General features: G+C 58.2%; 15 protein-coding genes. 6 read left to right on the top strand and 9 right to left on the bottom strand.

Translation table 11 applies throughout. The annotated features are described in order from the left end of the window. Positions 1-131 precede the first annotated feature (131 nt). The 9 genes from mobA to MB824_RS07510 form a co-directional block, all read right to left on the bottom strand. The gene (gene mobA, locus MB824_RS07550; RefSeq protein WP_255778571.1) at positions 132-740 is read right to left on the bottom strand and encodes a molybdenum cofactor guanylyltransferase; all 609 of its coding nucleotides are present in this window, start codon (positions 738-740) and stop codon (positions 132-134) included. Between the two features lie 213 nt (positions 741-953). Continuing rightward, the gene (locus MB824_RS07545; RefSeq protein WP_238747739.1) at positions 954-1,742 is read right to left on the bottom strand and encodes a DUF2314 domain-containing protein; all 789 of its coding nucleotides are present in this window, start codon (positions 1,740-1,742) and stop codon (positions 954-956) included. Positions 1,743-1,804: 62 nt separating this feature from the next. Further along, positions 1,805-2,329, bottom strand: coding sequence for a molybdenum cofactor biosynthesis protein B (moaB, locus tag MB824_RS07540; RefSeq protein WP_238747737.1), 525 nt, complete (start codon positions 2,327-2,329; stop codon positions 1,805-1,807). A gap of 3 nt (positions 2,330-2,332) precedes the next feature. After that, positions 2,333-3,319 carry a GTP 3',8-cyclase MoaA gene (moaA, locus tag MB824_RS07535; protein WP_238747735.1) on the bottom strand — a complete coding sequence of 329 codons (987 nt, stop codon included), beginning with the start codon at positions 3,317-3,319 and terminating at the stop codon, positions 2,333-2,335. A gap of 213 nt (positions 3,320-3,532) precedes the next feature. After that, complete coding sequence (locus MB824_RS07530; protein ID WP_238747733.1) at positions 3,533-4,231, bottom strand: aspartate/glutamate racemase family protein; 699 nt, start codon at positions 4,229-4,231, stop codon at positions 3,533-3,535. 216 nt (positions 4,232-4,447) lie between these two features. Continuing rightward, the gene (locus MB824_RS07525; RefSeq protein ID WP_238747731.1) at positions 4,448-5,677 is read right to left on the bottom strand and encodes a molybdopterin molybdotransferase MoeA; all 1,230 of its coding nucleotides are present in this window, start codon (positions 5,675-5,677) and stop codon (positions 4,448-4,450) included. Positions 5,678-6,200: 523 nt separating this feature from the next. Next, complete coding sequence (locus MB824_RS07520) at positions 6,201-7,583, bottom strand: MFS transporter (RefSeq protein ID WP_238747729.1); 1,383 nt, start codon at positions 7,581-7,583, stop codon at positions 6,201-6,203. Between the two features lie 139 nt (positions 7,584-7,722). Next, positions 7,723-8,970 carry an MFS transporter gene (locus tag MB824_RS07515; protein ID WP_238747727.1) on the bottom strand — a complete coding sequence of 416 codons (1,248 nt, stop codon included), beginning with the start codon at positions 8,968-8,970 and terminating at the stop codon, positions 7,723-7,725. A 363-nt stretch (positions 8,971-9,333) separates the two neighbouring features. Further along, a complete protein-coding gene (locus tag MB824_RS07510; RefSeq protein WP_407659230.1) occupies positions 9,334-10,548 on the bottom strand; it encodes a LysM peptidoglycan-binding domain-containing protein in 1,215 nt (404 codons plus the stop codon). A 234-nt stretch (positions 10,549-10,782) separates the two neighbouring features. Between MB824_RS07510 and def the strand changes: the two genes are divergently transcribed. From def to MB824_RS07480, 6 genes are all read left to right on the top strand, one after another. Next, positions 10,783-11,295 (top strand): peptide deformylase, encoded by a 513-nt coding sequence (gene def, locus MB824_RS07505; RefSeq protein ID WP_238747724.1) that lies wholly within the window; start codon positions 10,783-10,785, stop codon positions 11,293-11,295. 100 nt (positions 11,296-11,395) lie between these two features. After that, on the top strand, positions 11,396-12,322 hold the full coding sequence (fmt, locus tag MB824_RS07500) for a methionyl-tRNA formyltransferase (RefSeq protein WP_238747722.1): 927 nt from the start codon (positions 11,396-11,398) through the stop codon (positions 12,320-12,322). A gap of 76 nt (positions 12,323-12,398) precedes the next feature. Further along, entirely contained in the window at positions 12,399-13,664 is a 1,266-nt protein-coding gene (gene rsmB / locus MB824_RS07495) for a 16S rRNA (cytosine(967)-C(5))-methyltransferase RsmB (RefSeq protein WP_238747720.1), read from the top strand. Beyond that, positions 13,621-14,286 (top strand): DUF4390 domain-containing protein, encoded by a 666-nt coding sequence (locus tag MB824_RS07490; RefSeq protein WP_238747718.1) that lies wholly within the window; start codon positions 13,621-13,623, stop codon positions 14,284-14,286. Before rsmB ends, MB824_RS07490 begins: the two co-directional genes overlap by 44 nt. Positions 14,287-14,329: 43 nt before the next feature. After that, positions 14,330-16,471 (top strand): sensor histidine kinase, encoded by a 2,142-nt coding sequence (locus MB824_RS07485; protein WP_238747716.1) that lies wholly within the window; start codon positions 14,330-14,332, stop codon positions 16,469-16,471. Then, positions 16,450-17,733 (top strand): sigma-54-dependent transcriptional regulator, encoded by a 1,284-nt coding sequence (locus MB824_RS07480; protein WP_238747714.1) that lies wholly within the window; start codon positions 16,450-16,452, stop codon positions 17,731-17,733. Before MB824_RS07485 ends, MB824_RS07480 begins: the two co-directional genes overlap by 22 nt. Positions 17,734-17,877: the final 144 nt, after the last annotated feature.

The raw sequence follows: 17,877 nt of genomic DNA, 5'->3' as shown, positions 1-17,877 counted from the left end.
AAAATATTTTACTTGAAACGGTCTTGGCGCCGCCTTGGCAAAAACGGGCACCATCTTAGCCGAAGTGTGATTTTTTGTAAATTTGACCGAAAGAATTAGGGTCTATTTCAGCCCAAACGGCGGCGGCGCTTTCAGGCTGCCTGTTGCGCCTGCCACGCAGCCAGCGCGGCGGCAAATTCGGCAGGGGTGTTGAAATTGGCGTAGGGCTGCCACGCCTCGGGCATGGCGGTATCACGGGCTTGGATTTGCGCCACCCAGCGCATCACGCGGCGGCTGCCGCTGTCGAGATAGGCGGCAAGGCCGTCTGAAAGGCACGACGGCCAGTAGGCCAAGAGCGGATAAGCGGTTTCGGGCGAGCGCAGCATCAATACGGTATCGCAATCGGGTGCGCCCGCAGCGTTCAGACGGCCTATCATGGCTTCGGGCTTAATCAAAGTATCGCAGGTCATCACAAAAATGCCCGCCAAACCCTGCCGCTGCGCTTGTTGCAGCGCCGACAACACGGCCGACAGCGGCCCTTGTTTGTCGGGCAAGGCATCGGGCAGGCGCACGGCGCGGGCAGGCGCGGGCAAACCGCTGCCGTCGTCGGCCAGCCACAGCGGGCGCTTGGGCGCGGTGTGCGCGGCAAGATAATCGAGCAGCGTGCCGCCTGCTACGGGCAACAGGGCTTTGGGGCTGCCCATGCGGCTGCTTTGGCCGCCGCAAAGGATAAGGAGCGGGAGTGGTTCGGTGTCGGGCATGGTGTGCGGGGCGGGATCAGACGGCCTTTAGCCATGCTGTTTCACCGTGTGCTGGGGTCGGAGAAGATTCCCGCCTGCGCGGGAATGACGGTGTTTAAGGTTTCAGGCTGCTTTGCGGCCGTCTGAAAAAGCAGCCTGAAAGCCGGTAGCTTGGGTCGGGATCCAACGGTTTTTGAAGCATACGGGATGTTGGGTTCGACAACCCAAGCTGCCTTACTGATTCAAAATATTCGCCAGCTGCGGCCAGCCGATTTCTTTGGCGTAATCGGCCGCGGTGTTGCCGCGCGCGTCGCGCAGCCGGGGATTGGCGCCCATCTCCAGCAGCACGCGCACGCTCTGTGCATTACCGGCGATGGCGGCGTGGTGCAGCATGGTTTGGCCGTTTTCATCGGCTTCATTGGCCGCTGCGGGATGTTTGTCCAAATAATCGCGCAGGCCGGGGGACATATTGATGTCGGCCGGATGCTGCTCAAGGTATTCGGGATGCTCTTCCTGACCGATGGCCAGCAGCACGTTTTGGCCGTCGCCGAAATCCAGCCCACAGGCTTCATCATGGGCACGGCGCTCTTGCTCGTCCATCTGCGCGCGCAGCGCCTGTATGCCGAAACCGCCGCAGGTTTTTTTACCGTAGGCCAGCAGCCAGTCGGTAATTTCGCGGTAGGGCAGATCGGTAATGCGCTCGCCTTTCCGAACGATGGTAAGAATATTCGGCTGGTTGATTAAGGTGCCGCTGATATTGACGCCGTCAAAGTAAATATCGTCCAGCCACATGTATTCGGTTTCGATAACTCCCTTGATTTCCTGAGAAAACGGAGCTTTTACTGCAGCATGGCTGAGCCCTTTGACGATACGGCGCTGTTCCCAGTAATACTCACGCCAGAAATATTTGAATGTCTCGCGTGCTTTTTCGGCTGCCTGCCGAATTTGCTCGTTGTCTTCCCGAACGAAAGATACCGGTTCGGCAGCACGTTTTTTGCCGAAAAGTTTGTCGAAAAATCCCAATTTTTCTCTCCTTTGGTGTAAACGGTTTTCAGGCTGCTTTGGCAACAGGCCGTCTGAAAATCTCAGGCTTTATCCCACGCATTAAACACGCGGGTGAAGCCGCAGCTGTTGATGCGGGGGTCGAGTTGGGGGGCGATGACTTGTTCCCAGGCGGTGCGGCAGGCACCGGGGGAGCCGGGCAGGCAGAAGATCAGGGTGCGGTTGGCGATGCCGGCGGTTGCGCGGGATTGGATGGTGGACAGGCCGATTTCCTGCATGGAAACGGCGCGGAACACTTCGCCGAAACCGGGAATGCTGCGGTCGAACAGGATTTCTACCGCGTCGGGGGTGATGTCGCGCTCAAACATGCCGGTGCCGCCGGTGATGAGCAATACTTCGACGGCGGGGTCGGCGATGGCGGCGGATGCGGCGGCGCGGATGTCGTATTTTTCGTCGCGGCAGATTTGGCGGCCTTGCAAAATGTGGCCTGCGCCTTGCAGGGCTTCGGCCAGATAGTCGCCGCTTTTGTCGTCGGCGGCTTTGCGGGTGTCGCTGGCGGTGAGGATGCGGATGTTTAAAGGGCGGAATTCGGGTGCGGCTTTGTGCATGGTTTAGCCTCCGGTCATGGACAGGTTGGTAATCAGGCCGACTTTTTTGTCGTGCAGGTAATGGTGTTCGGGTTTTTGGGCGACGGTTTCGTAAAGATAGCGTTGCAGGCCGTCTGAATCTTGGTTTTTCAGATAGTCGCGCAAATCGTAGGCGATGCCGCCGAACAGGCACAGGTGCATTTTGCCTTGGGCGGTCACGCGCAGGCGGTTGCAGCTTTTGCAAAAGTCTTCGCTGTAGGGGGCGATAAAGCCGATGCTGCCGGCAAAATCGCGGTGGAAGTATTCGCGCGCGGGGCCGGCATGCGGCAGGCGCGGCATAAGCTGCCAGCCCTGCTCTTGCAGGCCGCGTTCGATTTTGGCGGCGGAAAGGTGCTGGCTGTTGAAGAAACCGAGGTTGTCGCCGGTTTGCATCAGCTCGATAAAGCGCAGGGTTACGGGGCGGTGTTTAACAAAATCGAGCGCGTCGGCCAGGGTGCGTTCGGCGTAGCGGCGCAGCAGCAGAGTGTTGATTTTGATGCCGTAAAAACCGCTCTCGAGAATGGCGTCAAGGTCGCGCAGGATGTTGCTGCACTCGCGTTTGCCGGTAATTTCGTAAAACACTTCGGGGTCGAAGCTGTCGATGCTGATGTTGAGTTTGTCGAGGCCGGCCGCGCGGTAGGCGGGAAAGAGTTTGCCAAGTCTAAATGCATTGGTAGTCAGGGCGACGTTTTCGATTTCGGGCGCGGCTTTGCAGGCGGCGATGATGTCGGCCAAATCGCGGCGCAGGGTCGGCTCACCGCCGGTGATGCGGATTTTGCGCGTGCCGCAGCGGGCAAAGGTGTTGACCAGCGTTTCGATTTCGGCAAGCGACATTTCGTCGGGCTTGGCCTTGCCCTGGTAGCCGTCGGGCAGGCAGTAGGTGCAGCGGTAGTTGCACAGGTCGGTAACGGACAGGCGCAAATAGCTCAGACGACGGTTGAAGGGGTCGGTAAGCGGGGCGGTGTTGTTCATGGCGTGTCTCGGGGGTGTGCGGGTGGGGTGGTTTGGGGTTTTCAGGCTGCTTTTTTTGTTTTTCAGACGGCCTTTGGCGGCTTTCAGGCTGCCTTTATGTGTTTGGCAACTGTGTGCGTGGCAATGACGGCATTTAAGGTTTCAGGCTGCTTTTCAGACGGCCTTTTGCCGTTTTGCAAACGGCTGTCGGATACAGGTATCCGACCTACGGTTTCAGGCTGCCTGCGCCAAGGCCGAGTCCACGGCCGCGAGCGCGTGGATGGCGGTGCTGTCGAACACGGGCAGCGGGCTGCTTTCTTCGTTTGCGATCAGGCAGATTTCGGTGCAGCCGAGTATCACGCCTTGTGCGCCCGCGTCTTTCAGACGGCCTATCGCGTTGTGGAAATACGCCGCCGACTCGCTCTTGATTTGGTTCAGGCACAGTTCTTCAAAAATAATGCGGTGGATTTCGTCTTGTTCCGCGCCGCCCGGCACCAGGGTTTGCACGCCCTGCGCGGCCATGCGTTCGGTGTAGAAGCCGTCGCTCATGGTAAAGCGGGTGCCGAGCAGGCCGACGGTGTCCAAGCCTTGCCGTTTGACTGCGGCGGCGGTGGCATCGACGATGTGCAGCAGCGGAATCTTGACGGCGGCTTCGATGGCGGGGGCGACTTTGTGCATGGTGTTGGTGGCCAAGAGCAGCAGATCCGCGCCTGCGGTTTCGAGTTTGGCCGCGCTTGCCGCCAGCACGCGGCCTGCCGCTGCCCAGTCGCCGCTTTTTTGCAGCCGGACGATTTCTTCAAAATCGACGCTGTGCATCACGATGTCCGCGCTGCGGTTGCCGCCGAGCCTGCGATTGGTTTCGCGGTTGATGGCCTGATAGTACAGCACGGTGCTTTCGGGGCTCATGCCGCCGATGATGCCGATGGTTTTCATGGTTTTCCTTTGTCTTGCGTCGCCGTTGCGGGCAGCGGTTTCGGGGTTTCAGGCTGCCTTTTGCCGCCTTGCGGGCGGCTGTCGGATACGGGTATCCGGCCTACGGGTTTCAGACGGCCTTTCTGATTTTTCAGGCTGCCCTGCCCTGTTTGGCAAAGGCAGCCTGAAACTGCGGGGCGTATTGTACCCTGCCCTGCCCCCATGCTTATAAATTCCTTATAAAAACGCGTCGGCAAAGGGCTGCACGGTTACGCTTTCGCCTGCTTCAAGCGAGCCGCTTTCGGCGGGGATGACCAGATAGGCGTTGGCGCGGGAGACTTGCAGGATGCGGTGCGAATCCTGGCTGCCGCAGGGGCGGGCGTGCCATGTGCCGTCGGCTTGGCGCTCGATGATGCCGCGCTGGATGTCCATGCGGCTGTGGTTTTTGGTAACGGGTTCGCTCAATACGGCGTTAAAGCGCAGCGGTTGGGGAATATCGGCCGCGCCGCAAATCTGCCACAGCGCGGCTTTAAGGAAGATGTCGAAGCCGACAAAGCCGGAAACGGGGTTGCCCGGCATTCCGAAAAACCAGGTTTTCATCATGCGGCCGAAGACGAAGGGTTTGCCGGGTTTGAGGGCGACTTTGTAGTGGTGGACGCTACCGACGCGCTCGACGGCGGTACGCATGAAGTCGTAGTCGCCTACGGATACGCCGCCGGTGGTGATGAGTACGTCGGCGGTGCGGATGACTTCGTCGAAGACGTGCAGGATGTCTTCCAAATCGTCGCCGACTTGTTTGAAGTCGATGATTTCGACGGGCAGGCGGGCGAGGCGGGCGGCGAGCATGGCGCGGTTGCTGTCGTAGATTTGGTCGTCGCGGCCGGTATCGGGTTCGCCGGGTTCTAAAAGTTCGTTGCCGCTGGAGAGCAGGGCGACGCGGATTTTGCGGTGTACGGGCACTTCGCCGTAACCGAGCGCGGCCAGGAGCATGATGTCGGCTTCGCGCAGGATGCGTCCGGCGGTAAGCACGGTGTCGCCGGCGGCGATTTCTTCGCCTTTGCGGCGGATGTTTGCGCCTTCGGACACGTCTTTTGCCAATGTGATGCGGCCATCTGAAAGGCTGACGTTTTCTTGAATAATGACGGTGTTGCAGTCGTCGGGAACAACCGCGCCGGTCATAATCCGCACGCACGCGCCTTTTAGCAGGCAGCCTGAAAAGGCTTGTCCGGCCACGGATTCGCCCACCACTGCCCACTCGCTGCCTGCGTTTGCAGCCGATTGCAGGGCGTAGCCGTCCATCGCCGAGATGTCGGCGGGGGGGATGTTGACGGCGGAGACGATGTCTTGGGCAAGAACGCGGCCGACGGCGGCGGCCACGTGCACGGTTTCGGTTTCGAGCGGCTGGGGATGGTCGGCGATTTTGTCGCGAATCAGGGTTTGCAGTTCGTGAACGGGGGTGAGTGCCATTGGGGTGTTCCTTTTGCGGTTTTGTGGCGGGTTTGGGGTCTCAGACTGCTTTGTGGCGGTTTAGGCCGTCTAAAAAGCTGGTTAGGCAGCCTGAAAGCAAAAACACAGGTAGGGCGTGCGGGGCATCGTGAATTAGGGGCTGTTGACATTTGGTATTGCGGCAGCTTTTTCGCCGTAAAACGGCATCTGCCACGTTGAAAACACTCGCCAATGGGCAGCATTGGCTCGCGTTTTCGCCTTGCATCTGCCGCTTTCCGACAAAAAATCCGCTTCGCAAACCAATTGTCAACAGCCCCCTAGGAGCAACCGTTGGGCAACGGCGATGCGCTTGGCCGCACGCCCTACTTGTGCTTTCGTGCGGGTGGGTTTGGGGTTTCAAACGGCCTTTCAGGCTGCTTGGTTGAGCTTGGGCGGCGTAAGACCGTCTGAACAGTCTGCCGCTTGATTCCCTCCCCCGCAAGCGGGAGAGGGAGTTCATAGCAGCCTGAAAATATCGCAACGGTTTTTCAGTCTGCCTTGTCCGTCAGCACTTGGTTTCGGCATTTTTGCGCAGGTAGTACCACCAGTTAATCGCAGCGCAGACGACGTACAGGCCGATAAACAGGTACAGGGCGGCATTGACGCTGTCGGTCATTTTGATGGAGAGGCCGTAGCTGGTGGGAATGAAAAAGCCGCCAAAGCCGGCAAACGCGGCGGTAAAGCCGACGACGGCGGCCGATTCGCGCAGCGCGTCGCGGCCTGCGGTGTCGTGGTCGGTGTGGCCTGCTTCGGCGCGGTTTTTGTGGAAAATGCTGAAAATGGCGGGCATCTGCATAAAGGTCGAGCCGTTGCCCAAACCGGCCAGTCCGAACAGCACCATAAAGCAGGAGAAAAAGCCCCAGAAGCTGCCGCCGTTGCCCTTTGCGTCGGGCAGGAAGGAGAGTACGCCGACGGTGCCTGCGATCATGCCGACGAAGACGATATTGGTGATAAACGCGCCGCCGAGTTTGTCGGCCACCCAGCCGCCGATGGGGCGCATCACCGCGCCGATGAGCGGCCCCCAGAAAATGTATTTAATCAGAATGATGTGCGGAAACAGGGTTTGGGCCAGCTGCGGAAAGCCTGCGGAAAAGCCGAGAAACGAGCCGAAAGTGCCCAAATACAAGACGCACATCAGCCAGGTGTGTTTGCGCTTGAAAATGCTGGCTTGGTCTTTGAAACTGGCTTTGGCGCAGGCCAAATCGTCCATGCCGAACCATGCGGCCAGCGCGGAGGCGAGAATAACCGGCACCCACACAAAACCCGCGTTTTGCAGCCAGATTTGGCTGGTGCCGGTTTCGTCGGTAAAGGTTTGCGGCTCGCCGCCCAAGCTGCCCAGCAGGCCGCCGGCAATCACGATGGGCACGACAAACTGCACCGCCGATACGCCCAAGTTGCCCAAGCCCGCATTCAAGCCCAGCGCCGTGCCTTTTTCCGAGCGCGGGTAGAAAAAGCTGATGTTGGCCATGCTCGATGAAAAGTTGCCGCCGCCAAAGCCGCACAACAGCGCGAGCACAATCATGGTGGCGTAGCTGGTGGAAGTATCCTGCACGGCCATGCCGATGCCGATGGCGGGCAGCAGCAGGCTGGCGGTGGAAATCGCCGTCCAACGGCGGCCGCCGAAAATCGGCACCATAAACGAATACACGGCACGCAATACCGAGCCGGACAGCGCAGGCACGGCGGTCAGCCAGAAAAGCTGGTTTTTGGTGAACTGAAAGCCGATACCGTTGAGCCGCAGGGTGGTTACGCTCCACACCTGCCACATGGCAAAGGCCAGAAACAGCGCGGGAATGGAAATCAGCAGGTTGCGTTTGGCGATTTTTTTGCCGGTAGACTGCCAGAACTGCGGGTCTTCCGGCCGCCAGTCTTGGATGGGTTGGGACATGGGTTGCTCCTCAATGGGTTGGATTTTTGGTTTCAGGCAGCCTGAAACAACGGCAGTTTGAAAAACGGTAATAAGCCGTCTGAAAGTACATCAGGCAGCCTGAAAACCGTTTTTGGGGTTTTCAGGCTGCCTGTTTGTGCTACTGCCCGCGGTTGGGCTTAAACGAAAAGTGCATCCACACCAGCGACACGCATACGGTGCCATAAAGCAGCATAAAGGCGGTCGAGCGGATGCCGGTGTAATCGAGCAGAAAGCCGAACATGCTCGGCAGCAGGAAACCGCCCATGCCGCCGGCCAAGCCGACAATGCCGGATACCGCGCCGATGTTGTCGGGGTAGTCGTTGGCGACGAATTTGAATACTGAAGCCTTGCCCACCGCCATCGCAATACCGGCGGCAAACATCAAAACGGTAAACACCACCACGTTCAAACTGATATGGAAAGACTTGGCGCCCTGCGTGGTGCTGATCACAAAATCGGTCGGCGGATAAGAGAGAATAAAGAAACACACCCACAGCACCCACATCACATACCAAGTTACCTTATAGGCGCCGTATTTGTCGGACAGCCATCCGCCCAAAGCCCGTAACACGCCGCCGGGCAGGGAAAAACAGGCAGCCAGCAGCGCGGCGGTGGTCAGCGACATGCCGTATTCGCCTTCGTAATAGTGCGTCATCCACAAAGCCAAGCCGACATAACCGCCGAACACCACGGAGTAATACTGGCTGTAGCGCAAAACGCCGGGGTCTTTAAGCAAGGCCAACTGCTGCTTCAAGCTCACTTTGGAATCGGTGAGATGTTTGGGGTCGTGGTAGCTGGTAAACCAAAACAACACCGCCGTTGCCAGCATCAGCGCGGCATACACGTTGGGCACGATTTTCCACGCCGCTGCGGCCGCGCCTGCCGCTGCCGACCATGCGATCAGCTGCGGCGCAATCAGCTTGGTGAGCGCACTGCCCGCGTTGCCCGCGCCGAAAATCCCCATCGCCAAGCCCTGCTGCTCTTTGGAAAACCAGCGGGCGACATAGGGCGTGCCCACCGAAAACGAGCCGCCCGCCAAGCCCATAATCAGGCCGATGGTGAGAAACTGCCAATACTCGGTGGCATACTGCATCAGGAAAATAAACGGCACGCTGGCGAGCATCAGCACAAACATCACAATGCGGCCGCCGTACTTGTCGGTAAGAATCCCCAGCGGCACGCGCACCAGCGAGCCGGAGAGCACGGGAATGGCGGTAAGCAGGCCAAACTGGGCTTCGGTCAAACCCAGTTGCGCTTTAATCGGAATACCGACCACCGCAAACATCATCCAAATCATGAAACATACGGTGAACGACACCGTACTGGACACCAATACCGAATAGCGTTTGTAAGCTGGAGATTTCATTTTCGTCCTTAAGACCTGAAGTTATGATTCACAAAAACAAGCTTATTTAGCTTAGAAACGCCCGCCGCTTCAGGGTTTCACCCCTATGCCGCGGACAATGCCATTCTTAAGCAGCCGACCGAAAAAAAACAGTTGCCCTAATACGGAAACCGCCCTATCCGAAAGGAGTAGTCGGAACTATTCTTTAGTATTTGCGAACCATTAGCACTTTTCATCAGTTTTCAGGCTGCCTGAAACGGCAAAACGCCTGCATTGGGCAGGCGTGAAACGGAGTAATGAAAAAGGTTTTTAACTTTCAAAATATTAAAGATGCAAAAAGCAGCCTGAAAAGTTTTCAGGCTGCTTTTTTTGTTTCCGGCAGGTTTAGTTGCGGATCATGTTTTCCTTACCCACATTGCTGGGGCCAAAGGTTTCAAGATCGCGGCCGGGTTCTGCCAGCAGGTCTTCTTTGCTTACATTGGTAATGCTTTCCAAAATAATCGCCGAAGATACGTGGGGGCCGGCACGATAAATCATTGCCAAACCAATTTCCTGATTAGGCGTATTCACATAACGGCCTTTTTTATCTTCGCCGTCACGCGGACGCCATTCGGATTTGAGCAGTTTGCCGCGTTTGTAAATACCCAGAACGGTGCCTTTGTTCAAACCATCGGCAGTACCGCGGTTCAGGATAAGGGTCTGCATGGTGCCGCTTTCGGAAACACCGTCCATGATTTCTACGATACGGGCATTAACCGGACGGTCCGGGGCATGCGGCATCATGTTGAACGCAGTATCGAAATCGCTGTTTTTCTTCAGCAGGTAATCACCCTTGCGGATTTCGGAAACCGCATTGTCCAGCAGCATGGCTTGGGCGGTGTGGGCGGTTACGCTTTTTGCGCGCTTGCCGTCTTGACGCTCCTCCAATGAAACTTCATAGGCGCTTTGATCAGCCAAAACCTGATCGCGACCGGCAACGGTATAGGCTTCGCCGCTGAATTCGATCAGTTTGCCCAAATTGCGGCCGTTTTCCGGGTCAATCAAATCTTTGCCCATACGGAAAACCAAATATTTACCGGGTTCTTTCACACCATCGGCATAGATACGGTCGCCGTTGGTGTACATCACGCGGCTGTCAGGGCCGCCCACCAAGCGCGGCAGATGGGTGGCCTGCTCGGCGCTCAGGAATTGGGGGTGTTTCATAAACAGGCGGTAGAAATCGACATTAATGGTCTGAATACCGTAGCCTGCGCTCAGCTCGCGCATTCTCGGGCTGAGTTTGATGGTGGGAATACCGCCTTTTTTGCTCTTGCCGCGTTTAACGCCGAGCACCGGACGGCCGTTTACATAATAGAGCACCAACACCTGACCCGGATAAATCAGATGGGGATTGGCGATTTTCTTACGGTTTACATTCCACAAAGACGGCCATTTCCACGGATGGTAGAGATATTTGCCGGAAATGCCCCACAGGGTATCACCTTTTTTCACGGTATATTGCTTGGGCGCATTCGGCCGGATGCGCAGTTTTTCTGCCATTGCCGGAGTGGAAATTATCATGCCTGCCGCACAAAGCAGGGTTATAATAGGCTTTTGCATTCGCATCCCCTTGGTTAGGATTACATGTTTTAACGGATAGGCGAAATAATAGTGCATTTAACCGTGTTTCGGCTAGTATTGCGCTGCTTTCCGTAAAGGCAAATTGGTAAGTTTGCCACACTCTGTCCCCTTGCAACGTGTTTTCCCGCCCGCATTAGTGGTGCCGGATGCAACATTTCACTTAAATTTTTCACACGCACACATAGCATTTATCAATTGAAAGAAAAAAACAAAATGGCATTACTCCCGATTTTGGTCCACCCCGACGAGCGCCTGCACCAGGTTGCCAAGCCCGTTGCCGCGGTGGACGAGCGTATCCGCAAGCTGGCTGCGGACATGGCCGAAACCATGTATGAAGCACGCGGCATCGGTCTGGCGGCAACCCAGGTCAATATCCAAGAGCGCATTATCGTTATCGACCTTTCCGAAGAACATGATTCCCTATTGGTGCTGATCAATCCCGTTATCACCCACAAAGACGGCCAGACCACCTATGAAGAAGGCTGCCTGTCGGTGCCCGGCGTGTACGACACCGTTACCCGTGCCGAGAGTGTGCGCGTCGAATTTCTCGATTTGGCCGGCGACAAGCAGGCATTGGAAACCGACGGCCTGCTTGCCATCTGCATCCAGCACGAAATTGATCATTTGGACGGCAAACTCTTTGTCGAATACCTCTCGCCGATGAAGCAGACCCGCATCCGCACCAAAATGAAAAAACGCAAAAAAGAAATGAAGCAGGCAGCCTGAAAATACTGCCGCCGCTTCCTGCCGCTTTATCTTTTCACCCTTTCAGGCTGCCTTTGCGCTTATCAAGGCAGCCTGAAAACATAAAAACTGCCAAACGCTCATGAAGATTATTTTTGCCGGAACCCCCGATTTTGCCGCCGCCGCATTAAAACGCATTGTCCAAGCTGGTTTTGAAGTGCCGCTGGTGCTGACCCAGCCCGACCGTCCCAAAGGGCGCGGCATGGCACTGCAGCCCAGTCCGGTCAAGCAAACCGCGCTCGAGCTCGGGCTGAATGTAGAGCAGCCTGAAAAACTGCGCGGCAACAACGACGCGCTGGCGCACATCCGCAGCATCGGCGCCGACGCAATGGTGGTCGCCGCCTACGGCCTGATTCTGCCGCAAGCCGTGCTCGACGCGCCCAAGCACGGCTGCCTGAACATCCACGCCTCGCTGCTGCCGCGCTGGCGCGGTGCCGCCCCCATCCAGCGCGCCATCGAAGCGGGCGATGCCGAAACCGGCGTGTGCATTATGCAGATGGATGCCGGATTGGATACCGGTGCCGTCGTCAGCGAACACCGCTACGCCATCGGCGATCACGATACCGCACAAGACGTCCACGACGCGCTGATGGAACTGGGCGCTGCCGCTATCGTCGAAGACTTGCAGCGCTTGGAATGCGAAGGCAGCCTGAAAGCCGTTGCGCAGCCTGAAAACGGCGTCAGCTACGCCGCCAAATTCGGCAAGGAAGACGCCCATCTCGACTGGAACCAAGACGCCGCACTATTGCTGCGCAAAATCCGCGCCTTCAATCCGGTGCCGGCGGCGTGGGTCGAATACCAGGGCAAGCCGCTGAAAATCTGGCGCGCGGAGCCGGCAAACGGCAGCGGCCGCGCCGGCAGCATTATCCAAGCCGACGCCGGCGGTATTACCGTGGCCTGCGGCAGCGGCGCGCTGCGGATTACCGAGCTTCAGGCTGCCGGCAGCCGCCGCATGGACGCCGCCGCCTTTCTCGCCGGCCATGCGCTTGGTGCCGGCTATATGCTGTAAGCCTGCCCTGCCGTTTTCAGGCTGCCTGAAAGCAGCTTGGCCTTATTGATTATTTGATTTCCAAGACCGCCCTACCATGTCCCTTTCCCAAGTTCAGAAACTGGCCGCGCAAACCGTTGTTGCCGTTGGCGAAGGCCGTAATCTTGCCGACGAATTGGCGGCGCTGCTGCGGGCGCATCCCGATTTGTCGCCGCAAGACAAAGGCATGCTGCAAGACCTTGCCTACGGCGTGCAGCGCTACGCAGGCAGCCTGAAATTTATGCTCGGCCGTATGCTGAACAGTCCGCTGTCTAATCCGCAGCTTGAAGCGCTGCTGCTGGTGGCGCTCTACCAGCTGGCCTACACCCGCAACGCACCGCACGCAGTGGTGAACGAAGCGGTGGCGCAAATCGCCCGCATCGGCCGCGGCCAATACCGCTCGCTCGCCAATGCGCTGCTGCGCCGCTTTTTGCGCGAGCAGGAAAAACTTCAGGCTGCCGCCCGCCGCGACGACACCGCCAAATACAATCTGCCCGCCTGGCTGTTGGCCTATCTGCAAAACCGCTATCCGAAGCACTGGCACAATATCGCCACCGCTTTCCAATCGCACCCGCCGCTGACCTTGCGCGTCAACCGCCGCCACAGCGATGCCGAAAGCTACCTGACCACCCTTCAGGCTGCCGGTTTGGACGGCAAAATCCTCGGCAGCCACAGCATCCGGCTCGATCAGGCGGTGCCGGTGGCGAAACTGCCGGGCTTTGCCGAAGGTGTGGTATCCGTGCAAGACTTCGGCGCCCAGCAGGCAGCGTTGATTTTGGACGTGCAAAACGGCGAACGCGTGCTCGATGCCTGCGCCGCACCGGGCGGCAAAAGCGGGCACATACTCGAATCGGCCGACTGCGAGCTGACCGCTATCGACATCGACCCGCAGCGTCTGCAGCGGGTAAAAGACAATCTCGATCGCCTCGGTTTCAAGGCCGAACTGCACTGCGCGCCAGCGCAGGATTTGGCCGCGTGGTATGATGGCCGCCCTTTCGATGCCGTATTGGCGGACATTCCCTGCACCGCCTCGGGCACCGTCAAACGCAATCCCGACATCAAATGGCTGCGCCGTCCCGCCGACGGCGTCAAGACCGCCCGCCAGCAAGCCGCACTGCTTGATGCGCTGTGGCAGACGGTCAAACCCGGGGGACGGATGCTGCTGGCAACCTGCTCGCTGTTTGAAGAAGAAAACCAAGAACAGTGCCGCCGCTTTCTCAGCCGCCACCCCGATGCCGAATCCGTAACCGAACAGCTTCTGCTGCCAAACGACAAACAAGATGGCTTTTATTACGCGCTTATCCGCAAACGGCCGCCGTTGTGAGCCGTATTCCCCTTTCAGGCTGCTTTTTCGCCTTAAAAGCAGCCTGAAAAGGCTGCCTGCGTGCGTGCTGGCGCTGGCACTGCTGGCGCTGCCGCTGGGTGCCGCGGCCGAAGGCATCAAGCCCACCCGCCGCGAAGCCGTGCTGACGGCCGACGGCCGCCTGAGCATCAGCAGCCGCTTCCAAACCGACCTGCCCGACCAGCTCAAAGACGCGCTGCAGCAGGGCGTGCCGCTTGAATTTCTACTCTCCTACCAGCTGGAAAAACCGACGCTGGCGGCCTACCGCTTTCGCGTTACCCAGCTGATCAGCAACGAAAACACCGTCGGCTACAAACTCTCCTACCACCCGCTCACCCGCCGCTACCGCATTACCGTCGGCACCTTTTCCACCGAATACAACAGCCTGCAGACCGCGCTCAAAGCCGTCGGCGCAATCGCCAACTGGAAAGTGCTCAACAAAGACGCGCTCAGCGATATCGAAGCCAACGAAATCAAAGCGCAAATCCGTCTCAACCTGAGCATGGGAAACCTGCCCAAACCCTTCCAAATCAACGCGCTGACTTCCAAAAGCTGGAATCTGGATTCCGGCTGGCAGACCCTGCAGGTAAAACCCCAGCACTAACCCGCCGCACGTCTCTCAGGCAGCCTGAAAGCTTTTTTCCATCATGCAGCGTTTTCTTCTGATTCTCGGCTTTATCGCACTCTCCATTCTCTTCCTGCTCGTTCTTTCCACCGACAACAGCAGCCGTCTGGCGCCCTATTTCTGGTATATCGGCGGCGCCTGCCTGGCGCTGATCGCGGTGATGATCGCGGTGATTCTGCGTTATATCTGGCTGATTGTGCGCGACCGCCGCAGCCGCGTATTCGGCTCGCGCATCGCCCGCCGCCTGTCGCTCGCCTTCACGCTGGCGGTGATGGTGCCGGCGCTGCTGCTGCTCTTGGTTTCGGGGCAGATGATTACCCGCACCATCCATTCCTGGTTTGGCGACGACACCAGAGAAGCGCTCGAACGCAGCCTGAAACTCAGTCGCAGCGCTTTGGACGGCGCGGTACGCAAAACCACCGACCAGGCCGGTCTGCTGTATGCCGAGCTTACCGCCGCCAGCCTGCAAAACCGTCCGCAAGACGCGCTGCAAACCGCCCGCGCCCGCCAGTTCAGCCATGTGGCGGTATGGGAAATCAAACAACAGCCGCAGCTGGTATCCGAAAGTAATCCGCTGCATCTGCGCCAGCCCGAACTCGATGCCGAAACACTGACCCGCATCCGCATGAGCGGCAAAGAAAGCGGCGTGGAAAACATCAACGGCACCCTGTATGCCGGCGGCTGGCTGGCGCTGCCCGAGCGTAACGGCAAACGCTATGCGCTGTTTTTCCGCCAGCCGGTGCCCGCCAATACCGCCCAAGACGCGCAACTGATCGAAGCGGCCTGGTCGAAATATGCCGAGCTGGTCTTTGCCAACCGCGGCCTGCAAACCTTTTTTGTCATTACCCTGGCGCTGACAACCGTGCTGGCCAGCCTGGTTTCGCTGGCGCTGGCGCTGTATTTCGCCCGCCGCTTCGTTGAACCGATCCTGCTGCTGGCCGAAGGCGCGCAGGCGGTGGCGCATGGCAACTTCAGCCGCCGCATCACCGTTACCCGCCGCGACGAACTCGGCCGCCTGACCGAGCAGTTCAACCACATGACCGAACAGCTGGCCATTGCCAAAGTGTCGGACGAGTTGCACCGTAAAGAGCAGGAAGCCGCCCGCCATTATCTGGAGCGCGTGCTGGACAGTCTCAGCTCCGGCGTGATCACGCTCGACCGTTCAGGCTGCCTGAACACCTACAACCAAAGCGCGGAAAGCATTTTGGCGCTGTCGCTGCGCCAACTGATCGGCCACAACAGGCAAAATTGGGCAGATTTGTCGCCGCAACACCACACTTTGGCCGAAGTTTTCAACCGACTGCTGGCAAGCGAAGAAAGCGGCAGCGCCATAGAAATCGCCTACCCCACCGCAGAAGACGAGCGGATTTTGCAAGGCTTGGCGGTCAGGCTGCCTGAAGAAAACGGCAAAGGCATAGTGTTGATTTTTGACAACATTACCAATCTGGTTATGGCGCAAAAAGAAGCGGCATGGGGCGAAATCGCCAAACGGCTGGCGCACGAAATCCGCAATCCGCTCACGCCCATCCAGCTGTCGGCGGAACGATTGGCACGCAAATTGCATGGCAAGCTGGCTGAGGCCGACGAACAGATACTGCAGAAATCCACCGACACCATTGTCAAGCAGGTTGCCGCGCTGCAGGTGATGGTGGAAGCCTTCCGCAACTACGCCCGCTCTTCCGGCATCAAACGTTTGAGCAATATCGACTTAAACGTACTGATTGAAGAAATCTTGGTGTTGTACGAAAGCACGCCCTGCCGCTTTAGCGCCGATTTGGACGGGCATCTGCCCGAGTTGAAAGCCGACAACACCGCCATGCGCCAAGTGCTGCACAACCTGCTGAAAAACGCAGCGGAAGCGGCAGCGGCGGATGCCGAACCGCAGGTGCATATCCGCACCTTTGTGGAAAACGGGCAAATCGCCCTAGAGGTTTGCAACAACGGCCAGAGTTTCAGCAAGCACATGCTGCAGCACGCGTTCGAGCCCTATGTAACCGACAAAGCCGGCGGCACCGGTTTGGGGCTGCCGGTTGTGAAGAAAATCATCGAAGAGCAGCACGGACGCATCGCCCTGTCCAACCGCCAAAGCGGCGGCGCCTGCGTCAGCATCACATTACCACCCGCACAAGAAACCAACGAATCATGCGAAACACCGACATCCTGATCGTAGACGACGAAATCGGCATCCGAGAGGTTTTACAGGAAACGCTGGAAGACGAAGGCTATACCGTGGCCTTGGCCGAAAACGCAGGCGAAGCCCGCAGGCTGCGCAACCAAACCCGGCCGGCCATGGTTTTATTGGACATCTGGATGCCCGACAGCGACGGCATCACCCTGCTCAAAGAATGGGCGACCAACGGCCAGCTCACCATGCCGGTGGTGATGATGAGCGGCCACGGCAGCATCGACACCGCCGTCGAAGCCACCAAAATCGGCGCACTGGATTTCTTGGAAAAGCCGATTACCATGCAAAAATTGCTCTCGACGGTAGAGCGGGCGATGAAATACAACGCCAGCCAGTCTGCCGCCGCCATCTCGCTCGACAAGCTGGGCAAAAGCACGGTGATAAAAGAGCTGATGCAGCAAGTGGAAAACGCTGCCGCGCAAACCAGCCCGGTGATGCTCTTGGGCGAATCCGGCTCCCCTTTCGAAACCGTTGCCCGCTGCCTGCACAAAAACAATACCCCGTGGATCGAACCCACCAAAGCCGCCCACATCGCCGAAATGCCCGGCGATCTGCTCAACCGCGCCACCGGCGGCATTCTCTATCTGGGCGACATCGCCCAATATCCGCGCGACATCCGCAAGAGCATCAATTTCATCGTCGGCAAAGCCGCCCAGCACCGCACCCGCATCATCTGCACCAGCACCATACCCCTGCCGCAGCTTATCAGCGACGGCGCCCAAGATACCGACTTGCTCGGCCTGCTCTCCAGCGTAACCGTTTCCATCCCGCCGCTGCGCTTCCAATCCGACGACATTCCGTTTCTGGTCGAACAAATCGCCGAAGAATCGTGCACCGGCCAGCACATGCCGCGCGTGCGTTTCACTTCCGCCGCCCTCACCAAGCTGCGCCAATACGAATGGCCGGGCAATTTGGAACAACTCAAAAGCGTGGTCAAAAGTCTGGTGCTCAACAGCGGCTGCGGCGAAGTGAACGATGGCGCCGTGGCACGGATGCTCAACCAGTTCAACCAGGAAAGCGGCGGCGACGGCAAAAACGGCTTCAATTTCGACCTGCCGCTGCGCGAATTGCGCGAAGAGTTGGAACGGCGCTATTTCGAATACCACATCCACCAGGAAAACCACAATATGAGCCGCGTAGCGCAAAAAGTCGGCCTGGAGCGTACCCATCTCTACCGCAAACTCAAGCAGCTGGGCATCACCATTACCCGCCGTGGTGCCTGCGACAAAGAGAAAAACTAAGCGTCCGTTAAACGCGAGCCGGCCTGTCAGTTAACGACAGGCCGGCTTTATCGTTTGCCCAAGCAGTAACAATCTTGCGCCAAACGTTTTCAGGCTGCCTTTGCGAGCCAAACGCCCAAAGCAGCCTGAAAAGCAGGCATATAG

The sequence above is a fragment of the Kingella pumchi genome, from assembly GCF_022288825.1.
In the GTDB taxonomy this organism is placed as follows: domain Bacteria; phylum Pseudomonadota; class Gammaproteobacteria; order Burkholderiales; family Neisseriaceae; genus Kingella_D; species Kingella_D pumchi.
The sequence above is the reverse complement of the archived record's forward strand: the minus strand, read 5'-3'. Positions and strand labels throughout refer to the sequence as shown.